The 14,395-nt window shown below is 45.0% G+C and carries 11 protein-coding genes; 2 read left to right on the plus strand and 9 right to left on the minus strand.

From position 1 onward, the window contains the following. Positions 1 to 258: 258 nt before the first annotated feature. Positions 259 to 1,884 (minus strand): sulfatase family protein, encoded by a 1,626-nt coding sequence (locus AABK40_RS14845; RefSeq protein WP_338398464.1) that lies wholly within the window; start codon positions 1,882 to 1,884, stop codon positions 259 to 261. A gap of 460 nt (positions 1,885 to 2,344) precedes the next feature. Here AABK40_RS14845 and AABK40_RS14850 point away from each other — a divergent pair, with 460 nt between their 5' ends. Next, positions 2,345 to 3,625: an anaerobic sulfatase maturase gene (locus AABK40_RS14850; RefSeq protein ID WP_338398465.1), complete on the plus strand. Its 1,281-nt coding sequence runs from the start codon at positions 2,345 to 2,347 to the stop codon at positions 3,623 to 3,625. An 85-nt stretch (positions 3,626 to 3,710) separates the two neighbouring features. Here AABK40_RS14850 and rbsK read toward each other — a convergent pair whose 3' ends face one another. From rbsK to AABK40_RS14890, 8 genes are all read right to left on the minus strand, one after another. After that, complete coding sequence (rbsK, locus tag AABK40_RS14855) at positions 3,711 to 4,616, minus strand: ribokinase (protein ID WP_338398466.1); 906 nt, start codon at positions 4,614 to 4,616, stop codon at positions 3,711 to 3,713. A gap of 24 nt (positions 4,617 to 4,640) precedes the next feature. Beyond that, on the minus strand, positions 4,641 to 5,585 hold the full coding sequence (locus AABK40_RS14860) for a nucleoside hydrolase (protein WP_338398467.1): 945 nt from the start codon (positions 5,583 to 5,585) through the stop codon (positions 4,641 to 4,643). 22 nt (positions 5,586 to 5,607) lie between these two features. Then, positions 5,608 to 6,564 (minus strand): nucleoside hydrolase, encoded by a 957-nt coding sequence (locus tag AABK40_RS14865; protein WP_338398468.1) that lies wholly within the window; start codon positions 6,562 to 6,564, stop codon positions 5,608 to 5,610. A gap of 247 nt (positions 6,565 to 6,811) precedes the next feature. Beyond that, positions 6,812 to 7,468: a hypothetical protein gene (locus AABK40_RS14870; protein ID WP_338398469.1), complete on the minus strand. Its 657-nt coding sequence runs from the start codon at positions 7,466 to 7,468 to the stop codon at positions 6,812 to 6,814. Further along, a complete protein-coding gene (locus AABK40_RS14875; protein WP_338398470.1) occupies positions 7,465 to 8,226 on the minus strand; it encodes an LVIVD repeat-containing protein in 762 nt (253 codons plus the stop codon). The genes AABK40_RS14870 and AABK40_RS14875 overlap by 4 nt, the downstream gene beginning before the upstream one ends. After that, complete coding sequence (locus AABK40_RS14880; RefSeq protein ID WP_338398471.1) at positions 8,223 to 8,801, minus strand: hypothetical protein; 579 nt, start codon at positions 8,799 to 8,801, stop codon at positions 8,223 to 8,225. The genes AABK40_RS14875 and AABK40_RS14880 overlap by 4 nt, the downstream gene beginning before the upstream one ends. A gap of 394 nt (positions 8,802 to 9,195) precedes the next feature. Next, the gene (locus AABK40_RS14885; RefSeq protein ID WP_338398472.1) at positions 9,196 to 10,875 is read right to left on the minus strand and encodes a glycoside hydrolase family 3 protein; all 1,680 of its coding nucleotides are present in this window, start codon (positions 10,873 to 10,875) and stop codon (positions 9,196 to 9,198) included. 344 nt (positions 10,876 to 11,219) lie between these two features. Further along, entirely contained in the window at positions 11,220 to 12,875 is a 1,656-nt protein-coding gene (locus AABK40_RS14890) for an alkaline phosphatase family protein (RefSeq protein ID WP_338398473.1), read from the minus strand. 322 nt (positions 12,876 to 13,197) lie between these two features. Here AABK40_RS14890 and corA point away from each other — a divergent pair, with 322 nt between their 5' ends. Further along, positions 13,198 to 14,256, plus strand: coding sequence for a magnesium/cobalt transporter CorA (corA, locus tag AABK40_RS14895; RefSeq protein ID WP_332921003.1), 1,059 nt, complete (start codon positions 13,198 to 13,200; stop codon positions 14,254 to 14,256). Positions 14,257 to 14,395: the final 139 nt, after the last annotated feature.

The raw sequence follows: 14,395 nt of genomic DNA on the forward strand, positions 1-14,395 counted from the left end.
TCAAAAAAATAAAAAATTCCATATTTAGTTCATCGCCAAAGTTAACCTTAATCTGATATAAATTAAAATCAACTAAGGGCATTTAAATAAAATTTAATATGATCCAATATAATCTAACATTCAGAAGATCCTCCTAAAACATTCACCATAAAAAAGGTGACTGCCAAAAACCAACAGTCACCCTTAAAATACGCTACAAATAAGCATTCACAGAACACCTAACGCAACCACCGAGTAAAATCTCTCGCAAAAATAAATTTACTTTGCTTCCTGCTGAACGACCTTTAAATATCGATCAATATTTTGTTGATTGAGTTCATCATTATCTTTGTATTTTACCCGCAATTCCTCAAGTTGTACTTTCAAATCGGCAACGATCGTGGCGTATGCAGGGTCATCAATTACATTTTTTAGTTCCTGCGGATCTTTTTCGCGATCATACAGTTCCCATTCATCGACATCATAATAGAAGTGGATCAACTTATAGGCTTTGGTGATCACGGCATAATGGCGCTTCACCATGTGAATCGACGGGTATTCATAATAGTGATAATATACCGCTTCGCGATCCCACTGATCATTCTTGCCCGCCAACAAAGGCATCAGGCTTTCTCCCTGCATATCTGAAGGGGCCTGAATGTGGGCAGCATCAAGGAAGGTTTGCGCAAAATCAAGATTTTGAACCATCTCCTGATTCACCGATCCCTCTTTAATCACTTTTGGCCAACGCATCAGCAAGGGCGTGCGGAATGATTCATTGTAGACAAAACGCTTATCGAACCAGCCATGCTCCCCGAGGTAAAACCCTTGGTCGGAGGTATAAACCACCAATGTGTTTTCCGTCAGGCCATTTGCATCGAGGTAATCCAGCACTCGTCCAACATTTTCATCCACCGAAGCGATCGTCCCCAGATAATCCTGCATATATCGCTGATAACGCCACTGCATTTTTTCTTTCTCCGTCATGTTCGGGAAGCGCTGAATAAAGTCTTCATTCATCGGCTGATATACGGCATCCCAATTCGCCTGCTGTTCCTTGGTCATGCGCTCATACTGATAAGTAAACCCGTCCTTATCCCAGCCAGAAGCATCGGGAATCCCAAGTTTATCCATCGTTTCCGGATACAGTTTTGAATCTCCAGCCCAGTTCATGTGCTTGAGAATATTCATTTCTGCTGTATGGGCTGCCGTCCCTCGCCCTTCATAATCATCAAAGAGTGTCGCTGGCTCCGGAAACGTTTTATTGGCATAAGCTTTCAGGTGCCTTTCAGCAGGCAACCACTCCCGATGAGGGGCCTTGTGGAGGTACATCAATAGGAATGGCCGCTCCGGATCACGTTCTTTTTCGAGCCAGTCGAGGGTCATGTCTGTGGTAATGTCAGTAACATAACCCGGGTAATCTTTGGTACCTTCATGCTTGGTAATGAAAGTCGGGTTGTAATATACCCCTTGCCCGGGTAAAATTTTAAACTCGTCAAAGCCTTCCGGATTATTGCCAAAGTGCAATTTCCCAAACATGGCCGTCTGATAGCCATTTTGCTGAAAAATCTGCGGAAAGGTGACATTGCTTTTGTCGAAAGGGAAATGGTTATCGGTTTTCCCATTGATATGTGAGTGTTTTCCCGTTAAGATCACAGCCCTTGAAGGTGCACAAATGGAATTGGTAACACAGGCATTATCAAAACGCATCCCCTCCTTTGCTATTCTGTCGATATTAGGCGTGGCAATAAGGTGATCTTCATACGCACTGATCGCCTGATAGGCATGATCATCCGACATGATGAATAAGATGTTGGGTGCCTTTGGGGCTTCTTGATTTGAAGGGGCTTTATTGCACGCCCCCAACAAGACCAAAAGTAAAGGTAGATATTGGTTGAAATTCATGATGATGAAATTATGGGGTCAAAAGACGACCCGTAAAAAATTAACGCGCTTATGCCCATGAAAAATAAGCCTACGGCAACCGTAAGGGCTTTGGCATTATACATTCACAGAAAATATCGAAAATTCTTCCTGCCGAATGCACTCCCTCTAATATACAGCCTACTTTGCCGGATTTCAAAACCTTCGAAATTATAATTCATCAGCCTAAAATTCGCCACTTCCCTTCTTTGAAAGTGGCGGTAACATTTCCTGTAAGCCCATGAACAGCCCATTCTTATCGTCAGTCTTCAAATGTGCAATAACCCTTTGTAAAAGTTCCCTATTCCCACCATAAATACCCCGCACCAAAAAAAGCCCTTTTACAGTTGCTTAAAATCATAAATATTAATGACAGCATAGATCGGTAATGTTTGAAAAAGGCGTGATTTTTGTGCCTATATCAAATAAAGTAGCACGCGAGATGTCCACCATAGATTTTTTTTCCGCCGAGGCACAAAGTAAACGTAAATTTGCTTTCTCGATTATGCCCAAACCCGTTGGGCCAATTTGTAATTTAGATTGCAAATATTGTTATTATTTAGAAAAGGAAAACATATACCAAGATAAAGAAGGGAAGCTGAAAGCTTTCATGATGCCTGAAGATTTATTGGAGCAATTCATTAAGTCCTATATTGAGGCACAGCCCGACGAATTACCGGAAATCGTCTTCACCTGGCATGGTGGTGAGCCTACCCTGGCAGGCCTGCCCTATTTTGAAAGAATTATTGCTTTGCAGAAAAAGCACGCCAAGCATCAAGCGATAAAAAACAACATCCAAACCAACGGGATGTACATTGATGAGGCCTGGGCGAAATTTCTTCATGATCACGATTGGCTTGTCGGACTGTCTATCGATGGCCCAAAAGAATTGCACGATCCTTTGCGCCCTACCAAAGGAGGCAAAAGTTCTTTTGACGGCGCTATGCGTGCGATCCAGCTTTTCAATCGGTACAAGGTCGAGTTCAACACCCTAACGGTTGTAAACAGCCTGAATGGGCAACACCCCTTGCAGGTGTATCGCTTTTTGAAAGCCATTGGGAGCAGGTATATGCAGTTTATCCCGATTCAGGAAGTAGAGGCCACCAACAACGACACCCTGGTCAGTCCTTTGTATAAAGGAGAAACGGCTGTAACGCCAGAGTCCATTAAGCCTGAAGATTATGGAAAATTCCTGATCGCTATTTTCGATGAGTGGGTACAACAAGACATTGGCCGCTATTTTGTTCAGCAGTTTGATGTTTCGCTGAGTTCCTATATGGGCTATGCGCCGGCTTTGTGTATTTTCAGTAAATATTGCGGAACAGCACTGGCCATGGAGCACAATGGCGACCTTTTTGCCTGCGACCATTATGTTTACCCGGAATTTAAACTGGGGAACATCAAGGAGGAAAAGATTGATAAAATGGTGAGCAGCCCTGCACAGATAAAGTTTGGTACTGATAAATTTGACAGCCTTGCAGAAGACTGCCTGAATTGTCAGCACCTGAAGATGTGTTATGGGGAATGCCCAAAAAATCGCTTTGCAAAAACTGATGCCGGAGAATCCATCGCCTATCTGTGTAATGGGTATTTTGATTTCTATGAACACATTACCCCTTATCTCGCACGGATGAAAAAACTGCTGGATCAGCAGCGTGCGCCGGCAGAAATCATGTATGAGATTGCCAAAGAAAAGAAAAAAGCCCGAAAAGCTAAAAAATAAAGAGTTGTTCCAAATACTATAAAAAGTGGTGGCTGATCCACAGATCCCCCTGTCGATCACCCACCATTTTCACGTCCTTTCCCTATCAGACCACCTCTGAACGAAGGGGTATTGAAGCCTGTGCGCCCGCTCGGGTTACCGCAATTGACGCCGCTTTATTGGCCAATACTACTGCATTTTCCAGGGCGATTCCCTCATTCAGAAAAGCGGTGAGCGCCCCGGTGAAAGTATCTCCTGCCGCCGTCGTATCCACGGCAGTTACCTTCGGACACGGCACCATTCCCTCAAAGCTTTCGCAAGAAACGAAAACGCCATTTTCGCCAAGCGTGATGATCACCACCTCAACACCCTTTGCACGAATTTGCTGAGCGGCCTTTCCAGCTGATTGCGCATCGGTAACCGGCAGTCCACAAATGGCTTCCGCCTCCGTTTCATTTGGTGTCAGCATATAGCAATTGGCCAAAACCTGATCCGATAATGGTTGTGCTGGCGCAGGGTTCAAGATCAGTTTCTTCTGATACCGCCCCGCGACATCCGCCATAAAAGCAATGGTTTCCATCGGCACCTCCAGCTGCATGACGATATATTCATAATCAGCCATTTTTTCTACAACAGCCCCAAGATGCGCAGGCTTCAGTACGCCATTGGCGCCAGGTACAACAATAATTTTGTTGTCTCCTCCATCGCCAATATTGATCATTGCAACCCCTGTGGGTACCTGTTTGTCCACCGCAACAAACCGTGTGTCGATATGATTTTCCTGCAAATGCTGTAACGCGCTTTCCCCGTGGATATCGTTGCCCACACACGAAACAAAAGTTACCTGACTGCCCATTTTAGCTGCCGCAACCGCCTGATTGGCCCCTTTCCCTCCAAAAAATTGCTGGAAATGAGTCCCGGTTAATGTTTCCCCTTTTTTGGGAAAAGTATCACTATAAACAACCAAATCGATATTGGTAGATCCGATAATCAGTAAATCTTTCTTCATCATTATTCCATTCAGGTTTTCGCTATTTTAATGATTTTTGAAATAAGCATCAAGACTGTTCCAGAAATCATCCTCCATCGCCTGCACATTGCAGTGAGTGTAAACTTTTACCGTTTTTCGCTTATTTTCCGGAGGCGCCGGATGCGTTTCTATTTTGGCAAATTCGGGGTGGATGATAGCTTCCACCAGCCCCAAATCCCACATGATGCGGTCCTTGCCGGCATGAATATGATCCCATACATCAGCCAGCAAATCGGTGGTTGGGTGATGATACGCCCGTAATCGCTGCTGACTTTCTTTGCGCTGCAATACAAGTTGACGAATCACCTTAATGCTCATCACATACACTTCAAGCTCCTGATTGTTCATAATAAAATCAAAGGCATTGAGATCGTTGCGAATGTTGAATTCCGACTTATTCCATATTTTCGTTTCGGGATTATACTGGGTACCAAGTAAATAAACACAAAGCCGGTCGGCGATTTCCGGTGCTTTGGCAATGGCTGCGGCCACATTCGTGGAAGCGCCGATGGTAATTACGTTCAGCCGATTTTCCGGACTGTGTTTCCTTGCTTCAGCAATAATAAAATCTGATGCCGCACTCTGCGGAATACGCGCCCCTTTGTAGTATCCCCAGGCATAACCAAAAATCGTTGACGAACCCAGAGGGTGCGGCAGCTCGGAACGGTCCAATGTCGCCAAAATTGTTTCGTTCAGTTGCTGGGAGACCTTCACACTACTGAACTCCTTCACGGGTTCACCATTCCATACACTGTCCTGAAAAATTTTCACCGCATCGTATTGTGCGGAATTCAGGCCGATCACATCAAAATCAGGCTCAACAAGTGCGCGTACAATAGCATAATAATCATCCATTTCGTTGCCCGTATCTGCATCAAGAATGTACCGTGAACTTTGGCCATACAGGCTGGTTACAAAAAATGGGAATAATAAAAATAGCAATCTTTTCATCGTAAGTTTCTTTAAAAAGCCCTTATTTTTTGCCGTAGTAAAGGTCCAGTGCCTGCCAGAAATCTTTCTGCATTTCTTCCTGCTTATATGCGGCGTACACCTTGACCGAAGTGCGCTTATTTTCTGGCGGAGCGGCCACGGTTTCCACCTCTACCAGTTCAGGGCGGATCACTGCGGCCACCAAACCCAGATCCCACATCACCCGATGGTCAGCGGCATTGATATCATCCCAGATATTTATCAGGATCTCGGCCATTTCATTGTCATATTTTTTCAGGCGCTGCTGTGTCTGCTGCTTGTTGTAGACAAAAGAACGGATTACCCCCGTCCCCATGACATACAGGTCGATGTCCTGGTTGTTCATCAGCAAATCAAAAGCATTGAGGTCGTTGCGAATATTGAACTCAGCCTTATTCCAGACTTTGGTTTTCGGATTGTAATGTGTGCCGAGCAAATAAATACGCAGGTTTTTGGCAATCTCGGGCCGTTGTGCAATGGCCGTGGAAATATTGGTCGAAGCACCGATCACCATAATATTCAGTCGATTTTCTGGACTATGTTTCAGCGCTTCAGCAATAATAAAATCTGATGCCGCACTGGTCGGCAGCGGCGATTGCTCCTTAAACCCCCAGGCATAACCATAGCCGTCGAGTGCCCGATTAGTCCCCTCAGGGTGCGGAAGGTTCAGCATGCCCATCGATTTCAGCAGCTGTTCATTCAACTGCTGCGAGATTTTCACACTGTTGAATTCCGTTACGGGGTTTTCATTCCATACCTTATCCTGAAAGATCTGCACATTATTGAATTGTGCCGAGGTAAGCCCGACCAGCTCAAAATCGGGTTCGACTAAAACACGGATAATCGCATAAAGATCATCCATTTCATTGCCCGTATCTGCATCAAGAATATACCTTTGCTGCTGGGCAAAGGACTGACTGAGGCCTAAAAATATCGAGGCCAAAATTAAAAAGTAACGCATGTTCATCAAGTTTTTACCGCCGATAAGATAAGGCAAAAACACGTTACAAGAGTGTTAAATTAAAAAGGCAAAGAAAAAAAGACTGTCAATTCAGTCTTTTAAAATAAATAAGGAGATGATGGGCGCTTTTTTACTGGGGTAGTTTATAGTTTTTCTTCAGTATCCGTTTTATAATACTTTCAATCCAGGCCCTCATCAATGCTGAAATACGCCAAATCTCACCTCCTATTTTAGGCATGGAGCACCCTTAATCCCATAGGTAGCAAAGCTTCAGGTCGAACAAAACACCCACCAGGGTACGCTGTAAATGCAGATCATAAACATCAAGGCTTCGTTCGGTATTTTCCTTGAACACTTTCCGCAGTTCCAATCCGACACCCGTTTCGAGTTCCAAACGCTTCGACAGTCGAAACTGCATTCCAAATGACACATTGTATCCTATACTAAAGGAAGACTCGTAGTTATTGGATTCTTTACCGTAGGCATAGCTATTGTCGAAATAGACATTTGTTATTTCGCTAAAGCCTACATCAGTATATCGGAAGGCACCCCCCATAGCGAAATAATATCGATTGTGGTTGTTGTGAGATAATCTTCTGTAATATTTATATCGGGCAATTAGTCCTGCCCCATTAACGGAAGTGATATCATACCTATGAAAGATACTGTTATCGGTGTGAAAACCGTAATACACTTCCGTGGAAAGGGCTTGATTATCGGCCATTGGATGCTCATAACCCAACTGAATTTTCCCATACGACTGAAGCGGTTTCAATATATCCAGCTTCAGCATTTTGGGATGATCCAAGAGTTGTTTCTTGTCATATTCAAGGGGGCGATTTTGCCCCAGCACAGGCATCGACAAGGTAAATAATACGATGGTCAGGATGTAAAAAAACCTCATAGTAACTGACTGATTTGTTGAATATTCTCCGGATCGGTATAATCATATTGCAGGATGCCATTATCCCCGATAGCAATCAGGATTTTATTGGCTGGAATAAGATCATAAGCATGAATATTTTGAAAATGCTTGATTAATATGGGCTCGATAGGATTCTCCAAAGAAAACACTTTAAGTCCCTTGGCGCCTTCGCATACGAAAAGTAAATTCCCATCCACCCCTAATCCGTGGGGGTCACTCATCTGCACCGCTCCCACACCTTGTGGGTTGGTGATATCTGAAATGTCAATAACATCCAAACGATTTACCGTTGAACCGCACACCGTGCCTGAGCGCAAAGTAGAATAGGCATAATTTCCCTGAACCACTACGGGATCACAGGATCGAATATGTCTGAATTGCCCTATTTCCTCGAAGTTTGACAATTCATTCTTGAGGTCATAAATGCTCACGCCTTCCATGGTACCCACAAACAAATAATCTTCCGTAGGAAAAAGCGTTTCCATATCTCTGCCGTAAGCCAATGGGCCCTTAGTGAGTAAGCCATCCGCACCGAAACGGTAAGAGGCAATCCGGCGCTGGTGCGGCAAGAGCACAAACAGGTGATTTGAATTTTGGCCGTATTGAGCCATCGACCCATTAATTGATTGATTGCTATCAATGGCTTCAACATTTAAAGAGCCATAGCCTGTACAACCTGCTAAGGCCACAGCCAATATCACCCACCATTTTTTTAGTGTATTTAAGGTCTTCATCATCGTTGGCATTTACTGTCGGTTAAGTCGGTCGCCTTCCAGCCTATAATTGCGCCATTATCACCTTCAGGGCAAACAATTTTCAAGCCTGCAGGCAAAAAATCAAAAGGATTATAAGGAAGCTCATTTTCAAGGCGTTGAACTTCCCGCACGGCCATTTCCTGAATATCAAATTCCAAAACCACAAAATGACCAAGATACTGACAGTATAATTTATCATCACGAAGAACAAAACCCATCATGCTTGGCACTTCTATAAAGCCGACAGGTTTTGGAGCCGCAGGTGTGCTGTTATCAATCACGTGAATTCCTTCCAACGTTTCACTGATAAAAATATACTGCTGATAAATGCTCAATTGCTGATAATTATCAATAGAGCGCGGTGCCGAAATCGTAGTTTTTAGCTGGCTGTCGGCGGTATAAACAGGCGCATATACCTTGGTCATATCGAAATCGATATTACCAATTGGCGCCAATACCGGGGTAGGTGGCGCGACACTTTCTTCAGACTTACTGATGGCCAAAAGGGCGAAGCACAGCATCAGTCCACAGAAAAAAAGGCTGAGTCGGGTTGTCATAAATATCGTTAAGTGTTAGAACTATAATATACAAACACCGCAGAGAAAAACCATTTATAATACCAACAATTTACGGATTATTAACATTTACGTCATCAAACAGTGAGATTTTGGAGACCTCCTCCACTGCTCATTTGGGTACTTAAAGCTCCAAAAAAATAGTCAGGAAGTCAAAGTAATAATATTCCACCTCGAATTTCCTGATCATCTTCTCATCATATTAAGGTAACAATGGTGGAAGCAATATCACGAGCGGGACACTTGGTGGTTCACTGCTTCTCAGAATAGATCAGCAATCAAAACCTTCAGCCTTTATGCGATAAATAAAAGGCGGGAATTATTCAACCCACCCTTAGCATCTATCAATAAAAAAATAAAGGCAACTGCCCTTCTGCTATAGTTGTTTCAATGGAACGGGCAGTTGTCCCTGTGCTGCAATTTTTCCCGACCACAATTTTATGGCGGCATCCTCAAAACACGACATATCCTGATAGGCAACCATCAGTGAGGCTACCGATGCGTAGTCTGCAATATGGTCTATCGCAAAAGGGTTGCCAAAGAGCGACAAATGCACTTTCTCCGGCTCAAGGATCCGCAACAAATGAGCCCTCAGGTAGGGTGGCAAATCAAAATGATTCAGCGGTTTGATGTTTATTCCCGAAATGGCGAGGTGCACCTGTTCATAGTCCGACAAACCCTTCAGCAAATGTTCAAAAGCCGGCTCCCCTTCTTCGCTCCGCCACTCGCAAACCGCCACTTCAGGAAAGGCCTGCTGAACCTTGTCAGTTAGCGACTGCGTTGCCTCACGCTCCTGTTTTGAGGTGAAGTGATGCGCAATACTTTCCCTTTGGCTGAGGGTTTTTTCGGTGATTTTCAAGTGCACAAATACCACACGTCCCTGTTCGAGATCCATTCTCGGAGATTCCCCGATAACCATCGTCAGGCATTGCTCGGCAATTTTTTGATTCAGCACCCGCGCTCCTTGCAAGTCAATTTTAGCCACCGCATCAGCAGGATTCAATCGCTGCGGATCATTCGCCCCTACCCATTTTTTCATGGCCAGAATATGGCGCACCTGCTCCTCCAGGGCTCCTACTGACCATTCACTTGCCTGAATTGCCTCCTTGATCCTTTCTATTCCTTTGGGAACCGACAGCGAATTGGTAAGAATATGATTTCCCGCAAGAATGGCCTCGCAATCGGCTGCGCCCTCCTGAAAATATTTTGTAATCCCATGCATATCCAGCGCATCGGATATGATCAGCCCCTGAAAACCCAGCTGCCCTTTGAGGATTCGCTTCAGTATCGGCTGTGAGAGTGTCGCGGGACGGTGAGGCCGTTTGTCCCAGGCAGGAATCTGCAAATGGGCAATCATGACCGAACTGCAGCCCTCGGAAATCAGTCGCTGAAAGGGATATAGTTCGACCGTTTGAAGCCGCTGTTCATCATGCAATAAAATGGGTAAATCGAGGTGGGAATCCACGGCGGTATCGCCATGGCCAGGAAAATGCTTGATATTATCCAGCACCCCTGCAGCCTGCAAACCCTTCATATAAGCCAGCGACTTCTGACTCACCCGTTCGGGATCAGCACCAAAAGAGCGATAATTGATCACTGGATTATCAGGGTTATTATTGACATCCACCACTGGCGCAAGGGGCGAATGTATGCCCAAAGCCTTGCAATGCTGACCGATCATTTGTGCCATCTCGAAAATGAGCTGATCGTCTCGCAGGGCACCAAGCGTCATTTGATAAGGGAACTGATGACCATCCGAAAGGCGCATGGCCAAGCCCCACTCCGCATCAATATTTATAAAAAGCGGCACTGCGGAAAGGGTCTGATATTGATTCGTCAGGGCGATTTGCCTGTCTACAGTCCCCTGAAAGAAGGTCAGTCCACCGAGATGGTATTTTGTGATCAGCTCCATGATCTCCCGCTCATGCTCCTGCCCTCGGTTTGAAAATGCGGCAACCTGAAACAACTGCCCAATTTTCTGATCCAGCGACATGGAAGTCAGCGTGGTATTAACCCAGGAATCCTGAAGGAAGGAAAGATATGGAGGACGTTTCATAATCACTGATATTTAGTTTTGCAGAAAGCATTATTCTTGTGCGCCTTGGTCATTTTTCAGCATTCATTCGCGGACCACAAGCAGCCAACTTTGGGCTGTTCATGAGCACCGCAATTGCCATAAAATACCCGCGGATAGCCCTCAAATTTGGGCAAATAAAAGAGGAGGATCAAACTGAAGGGGATTTTTTGTTGACCAGACGACCAACTGCCCAGCGTTGCGCTTCAACAAAAAAAGTCAGTCGATGGAATTTCGCCGAAGCGCTCCTCCATAAACTGACCTTTAATGTCATTTTTCAGGCGATCAACCGTTGGCACCCTGCGAGGAGCACAACAAGCTCGCCCTTAGTCTCGCCACGGCAATATAGGGAAGAAGGCCGCCGAAGGGGCACTGATCTGCAAAATATTGGCCATTGTAGGAGCAATTTGCGTGATGCCCACCTGCGTGGCAATGGCTTTTCCTTTCGGAATTTGGTAACCCATCATCAACATGGGCACGTGCGTATCATAGTTGTAAGTCATTGAATGGGAAGTTCCCGTCATGTGTTTTCCCAGGATTACACCACTGTGAAAAACGATAAAAACATCTCCCGAGCGGGTCGGATGGCAACCGTTGGCAAGCAGTTGCTTGTAACCATACTGAAAGTTCCCCGACTGCAAAGTCTTGGCCGTTACCGCATCCTGCACTGCATTTTGCGCCAAAATAATCTGCGCAGCATATTCCTGAACATCTGAAAGGTTATACCCTTTGGTATTGATCAGCTCACGGTCAAGGTAAAGCTGCTCCCCTACCAGATCAAGCACCCATTTTCCTTCGCCATATTTAGCGGAAAGAGCTTCCTCCACCGTTTTGCGGATAGGCGCTGTATCTACATATTTGGCATTGTGGAATTTCTGGTCAGCCATATACACCGCATTTTGTGCACCAGCATGGTCGGCAGTCAGGAAAATCACGACCTCGTCCAGCCCTACCTGCTCATCAACAAAGGCAAATAATTCTGCCAGTTCACGGTCAAGGCGAAGATAAGTATCCTGTACCTCTCGGGAAGCAGGCGCAAACTGATGCCCAATTTTATCTGTCGAAGAATATGAAATGGCCAACAAATCAGGAAAATCATGCTGCCCAAGTTGCTCACCTTTAATTGCCGCTTTGGCCATTTCTGTTACCAGCGTATTTCCGTGAGGAGTTTGCGCCAGCATACCGTAAGGAGATTTATTGGCTTTGCGCAGCCTTTTGGCAATTTTCGGCACATCGTGTGGGAAATCCGTGGATTTCTCGCCGAAAAACTTTCCTTCATAGGGGTTGTCGTCCACAATAGAAACCCCATAAGCCGAAGCAGGCAACAACAGTTCCCAGGGTTGCTTCAGCAATTCGTCTGGGCGGCCTTTGGCATTATAATCGTTTACCCACGCTGGCAAACGATCCATATAGAAGGTGGAAGAAATGAATTTCCCCGTTTTACTGTCATACCAAAAAGCACCATCAGCCATATAACCCGCAGGCAAAATCGCCGATCGGTCTTTAATACTTACTGAAACCACTTTGGACTGGTGGTTGGTGAACAATTTAAGCTCATCGGCCAAATTGGTGGCCAGCATTCGGTGTGGGGAGCGCTTGCCAGAATCATTGTCCTGACCGACTGTTTCAACTTCAGGGTCATCTACACAGTAAACGCCATGACCTTCCTGCCGATCATAATACCAGTTGTTGGCAATGCCTGAATAAGCAGGGCTTGCTCCTGACCAAACGGTCGTATGTCCAGGGCCTGTGGTGGTTGGTGCGTAGTTATAATGCATATCGGAAAAGCTGGTGCCCTCCCGAAGCAATTGTTTGAATCCGCCGTTTTCATCGTACTGATCCCAGTATTTTGTCAGATAATCGTAACGCATCTGATCGACGACAATGCCTAAAACCATTTTAGGACGTTTCAAGGTTGACTGACCATAGCCCAGGTGGGCAGAAATGATCGTCATGAATAATAGAGGTAAAAACCGATTCATGTATAAAAAATTATTTTTCACAAATTTACCCTACTCTCAAAAACCTCAAAATTATGGAGATAAATAATTTGTTAATAGCGTGTTTCCTTATCCTTTTTAATACTTCTCTTAATAGAATTTAAAGCCATTCATTCGCCGATGTACCGCGGGCGCGCAATTTCTTAACATCAAGTGCTTTTATGGAGGACCAAATGATCCTTCATCTTTTCACCAATACGCCAAATTTTTGTTGATAATTTTAAGGTTTAAACACGCTCTTAGTTTGTTTTTTGAATCAATAAAATGCTAACTTGACTTTCCACAAAGACCGAAATTTCTCCTGATGTCATATCCATTTACCAGTTTATCGTCGAAATCGGGGCACTTGCCTGGCAGTACAATTCATGTGGGCGAAAAAAGAGCCCACAAAACCTCTATTGATATTGTTCATTATGATGGGCAAGAACTGATCGGCATTACCGACCCGACAACGGATCAGTTATTGGATTGCCAAAAAAAGGCGGGGGTCAGCTGGATCAGGGTTTCTGGTTTGCACGAAACGAATATTATTGCTGAAATTGGCCGACTTTTCCACCTCCACCCCCTGACGGTGGAGGACATCCTGAACACCAACCACCGACCAAAGGCGGAAGAATTTGAAGACCACCTTTTCATTACCTTCCGAGCGCTGAAAATGATGGACAATAACCTGAAACAGGATCAGATGAGCCTGGTGCTTGGACGTGGCTGGGTGCTCTCTTTTGAAGAACAGGACCATAGCCGTTATGCCACCATTATCCAACACCTTGAACAGCACAAAGGAAAAGCCCGTGGGCGCAAAAGTGATTATCTTTTTTACCGACTTATTGATGTGGTGGTCGATGATTATTTCAAGCTTTCAGAATACTTTGAAGTAACCAATGAGTCCCTCGAAGACAAGGTTATCAGGCCTGATGAAAAGGACTACCTGCCCACCATTCAAAGGAGCAAACGACAGATTTTCCAATGCCGAAAAGCCCTCATGGCACTGCGCGAAGCCCTGGTGGTGGTACGAAGGGGCAATGATGCACTCATCCACCCTTCGACCTTAATTTACATTGAAGATGTTTATGAACATACCCATCATGTGATCGACGATATTGAAGTTCAGCGGGACATCCTTGCCAGTGCGCTTGACATCTACCTTTCAGGCCAAAGCAACAAGATGAACCAGATTATGCAGGTGCTTACCATCATTTCGACCATCTTCATTCCACTGACTTTCATCTGTGGGCTTTATGGCATGAATTTCCAGTTTATGCCTGAACTCACCTGGCGTTACGGTTATTTTGGGGTACTCCTGCTGATGGGCATCATGGCGGGGATCATGCTTTGGCTGTTCAGAAAAAAAGGGTGGCTGTAAAGAAGGTGCAAAAGCGACACCTGTTGAAAGGTAACACGCAATGTCCGTATCCTCCGACACAAAATAATCAGCACGCTTGTACCCCTTCTGATCAATCGTTTTTGAAAACGGCAAATGAGGCGCTTTTAATTTACGAATC

This window comes from Persicobacter psychrovividus (assembly GCF_036492425.1).
Taxonomy (GTDB): domain Bacteria; phylum Bacteroidota; class Bacteroidia; order Cytophagales; family Cyclobacteriaceae; genus Persicobacter; species Persicobacter psychrovividus.

Bases quoted from the DNA above. Each gene is read 5' to 3' on its own strand.
- AABK40_RS14845 (WP_338398464.1), bottom strand. From the start codon at position 1,884: ATGAATTTCAACCAATATCTACCTTTACTTTTGGTCTTGTTGGGGGCG.
- AABK40_RS14850 (WP_338398465.1), top strand. From the start codon at position 2,345: ATGTCCACCATAGATTTTTTTTCCGCCGAGGCACAAAGTAAACGTAAA.
- rbsK (WP_338398466.1), bottom strand. From the start codon at position 4,616: ATGATGAAGAAAGATTTACTGATTATCGGATCTACCAATATCGATTTG.
- AABK40_RS14860 (WP_338398467.1), bottom strand. From the start codon at position 5,585: ATGAAAAGATTGCTATTTTTATTATTCCCATTTTTTGTAACCAGCCTG.
- AABK40_RS14865 (WP_338398468.1), bottom strand. From the start codon at position 6,564: ATGCGTTACTTTTTAATTTTGGCCTCGATATTTTTAGGCCTCAGTCAG.
- AABK40_RS14870 (WP_338398469.1), bottom strand. From the start codon at position 7,468: ATGAGGTTTTTTTACATCCTGACCATCGTATTATTTACCTTGTCGATG.
- AABK40_RS14875 (WP_338398470.1), bottom strand. From the start codon at position 8,226: ATGATGAAGACCTTAAATACACTAAAAAAATGGTGGGTGATATTGGCT.
- AABK40_RS14880 (WP_338398471.1), bottom strand. From the start codon at position 8,801: ATGACAACCCGACTCAGCCTTTTTTTCTGTGGACTGATGCTGTGCTTC.
- AABK40_RS14885 (WP_338398472.1), bottom strand. From the start codon at position 10,875: ATGAAACGTCCTCCATATCTTTCCTTCCTTCAGGATTCCTGGGTTAAT.
- AABK40_RS14890 (WP_338398473.1), bottom strand. From the start codon at position 12,875: ATGAATCGGTTTTTACCTCTATTATTCATGACGATCATTTCTGCCCAC.
- corA (WP_332921003.1), top strand. From the start codon at position 13,198: ATGTCATATCCATTTACCAGTTTATCGTCGAAATCGGGGCACTTGCCT.